Below are 2,644 nucleotides of genomic sequence, written 5' to 3'. Positions count from 1 at the left end.
CCAACCCCAACTGGAACACCTACTACCAACACACCAACCCCCACACCACACCCCTCCCCACCTACCCCTTCCAACACCACCACTACTGGCTCGACCAGACCGCGGCAGACCCTGTGGAGAGCACGCCGGACAGGTCCGAATCCAGCTTCTGGGACGCCGTGGAACGCGAGGACTTCGCGTCACTGGCCGAGACCCTGCGGATACCGGACCAGGAGCTCACGGCGACACTCCCCGCACTCGCCCAGTGGCGTCGGCGCTCGCGTGACCAGTCCGTCGTGGACTCTTTGCAGTACCGGATCTCCTGGACTCCGCTGGACGCTGCCGTTCCGCGGGCGCCCGGGGGGTCGTGGCTCGCGGTAGTTCCGACCAGTCACCGCGACGACCCCACCGTGGACGCGGTGCTGGCCGCCCTGCGCGACGGGGGTGCCGATCTCCGCGTGGTGCACGGCACCGATGTGGGTGACTGCGCCGGCCTCACAGGGGTGATCTCGTTCCTCGCCCTCGATGACGAGCCCCGGGAAGCGGGGTCCGTCCTGTCACGCGGACTGGCCGCCACGGTCGCACTGGTCAAGACGGCCCGGGCCGCGGGACTGTCCGCTCCGCTGTGGTGTTTGACCCGCGGCGCGGTGGTGACCGGACGGTCGGAGAAGCTCGGCTCCGCTTCACAGGCCCAGGTCTGGGGCCTCGGCCGCTCGGTCGCTCTCGAGTGGCCGCAGGGCTGGGGCGGATTGATCGACTTGCCGCCGACGCTCGACCGCCGCGCGCTCACGCGCCTGCTCACCCTGCTCTCCGGTCAGTCCGCCGAGGACCAACTCGCTCTGAGGGCATCTGGAGTGTTCGCCCGCCGACTGGCTCCGGTTCCGCCGCGTGTCACCCATGACACGGACTGGGCGCCACGCGGCACTGTCCTGATCACGGGCGGCACCGGAGCACTCGGTTCCCATGCGGCACGTTGGCTGGCAGGCAAGGGAGCCGAGCACCTGCTGCTGGTGAGTCGTCGCGGCGCGGACGCACCGGGCGTCGTCGACCTGGAGGCGGAACTGACCGCTCTGGGATCGGCCGTGACCATCGCCGCCTGTGACGTCACCGACCGCGCCGCGGTCGCCGGGCTGCTTGCGACGATTCCCGAGGACCGGCCGCTCACCGGTGTCATCCACACGGCTGGTGTCGGACAGCTGGCTCCCCTGGACGAGACTGGAATCGACGAGTTCGCCCGGATCATGGGAGCGAAGGCAGCCGGTGCCCTGCACCTCGACGAGCTCACCGGTGACCGGAAGCTCGACGCCTTCATCCTGTTCTCGTCCGTCTCCGGAGTCTGGGGCAGCGGCGGGCAGACAGCCTACGGAGCCGCCAACGCCTACCTCGACGCGCTCGCGCAACAGCGCCGTGACCGGGGCCTGGCCGCGACCTCCGTCTCCTGGGGGCCGTGGGCGGATGGTGGGATGGCTGTGGGCGAGGCCGGCGAGTTCGCGCGTCGGCGCGGACTGCCGGCCATATCGCCGGCCCTGGCGGTCTCGGCGCTGGACCATGTCCTCCGCAAGGGAGAGACGTGTGTCACCGTCGCCGACGTGCAGTGGGAGACGTTCCTTCCTGCCTTTATCTCCAACCGCCCCAGCCCCCTGCTGTCCGGCTTCGCTCCCGCTGAGGAGGAGCGGGTGGAAACCGGGCTGGGTCAGCAGTTGTCGGCGCTCGACCCGGGCGAGCGCCGAGGACGGCTACTGTCCACGGTCGTCGCCGAGGTGGCGGCGGTACTCGGGCACAGCACCCCCGATGACGTCGAAACCGATCGCGCCTTCCGCGACATGGGCTTCGACTCGCTCACCGCGGTGGAACTGCGCGGCAGGCTCAGCGGCGTGCTGGGGATCGCGCTGCCCGCGACGCTCGTATTCGACCACCCGACGCCGCAGCAACTCGTGACGCATCTGGCGTCCTTCTTCGGCGACGAGCAGCACGGTGCGGCATCCGCGCACACGCCTGCCGCCGAAACCGGAGAGCTCCTGGCGATCGTCGGCATGAGCTGCCGCTACCCGGGAGGCGTACGCACTCCCGAGGAGCTGTGGAGCCTGGTACGGGAAGGTGTCGACGCCATATCGCCGTTCCCCACCGACCGCGGATGGGACCTGGGCGCGCTCTTCGACGCGGAGCCGGACACGTCCGGCAGCAGCGCCACCACCTCTGGCGGCTTCTTGTACGAAGCGGCGGACTTCGACGCCGAGTTCTTCGGCATCTCCCCGCGCGAGGCTCTGGCCATGGACCCCCAGCAGCGTCTGCTTCTGGAGACCTCGTGGGAACTGTTCGAACGCTCTGGCATGGACCCCCGCACACTCCGCGGGAGCCAGATCGGTGTCTTCGTCGGCGGCAACGGCCAGGACTACGTCTCGCTGTTGGGTGAGGGAGCCAAGGGAAGCGAGGGGTATCTCCTCACCGGCAACAGTTCGAGTGTGATCTCCGGGCGAGTCTCCTATGCCCTGGGACTTGAGGGTCCGGCGGTCACCGTGGACACCGCCTGCTCCTCCTCCCTCGTCGCGCTCCACCTCGCAGCCCAGGCGCTCCGCAACAACGAATGCACCATGGCTCTGGCCGGCGGCGTCACCGTCATGTCCACCCCCACCACCTTCATCGAATTCAGCCGCCAACGCGGACT

The 2,644-nt window shown here is 69.5% G+C and carries 1 protein-coding gene; it reads left to right on the top strand.

Features of this window, described 5'->3' with window-relative positions:
- Positions 1–113 precede the first annotated feature (113 nt).
- On the top strand, positions 114–2,644 hold a 2,531-nt coding region (locus tag ABT106_RS31695), incomplete at its 3' end, for an SDR family NAD(P)-dependent oxidoreductase (protein ID WP_502979543.1).

The sequence above is a fragment of the Streptomyces sp. NPDC002044 genome, from assembly GCF_040296725.1.
Classification (GTDB): Bacteria; Actinomycetota; Actinomycetes; order Streptomycetales; family Streptomycetaceae; genus Streptomyces; species Streptomyces antarcticus.
The sequence above is the reverse complement of the archived record's forward strand: the minus strand, read 5'-3'. Positions and strand labels throughout refer to the sequence as shown.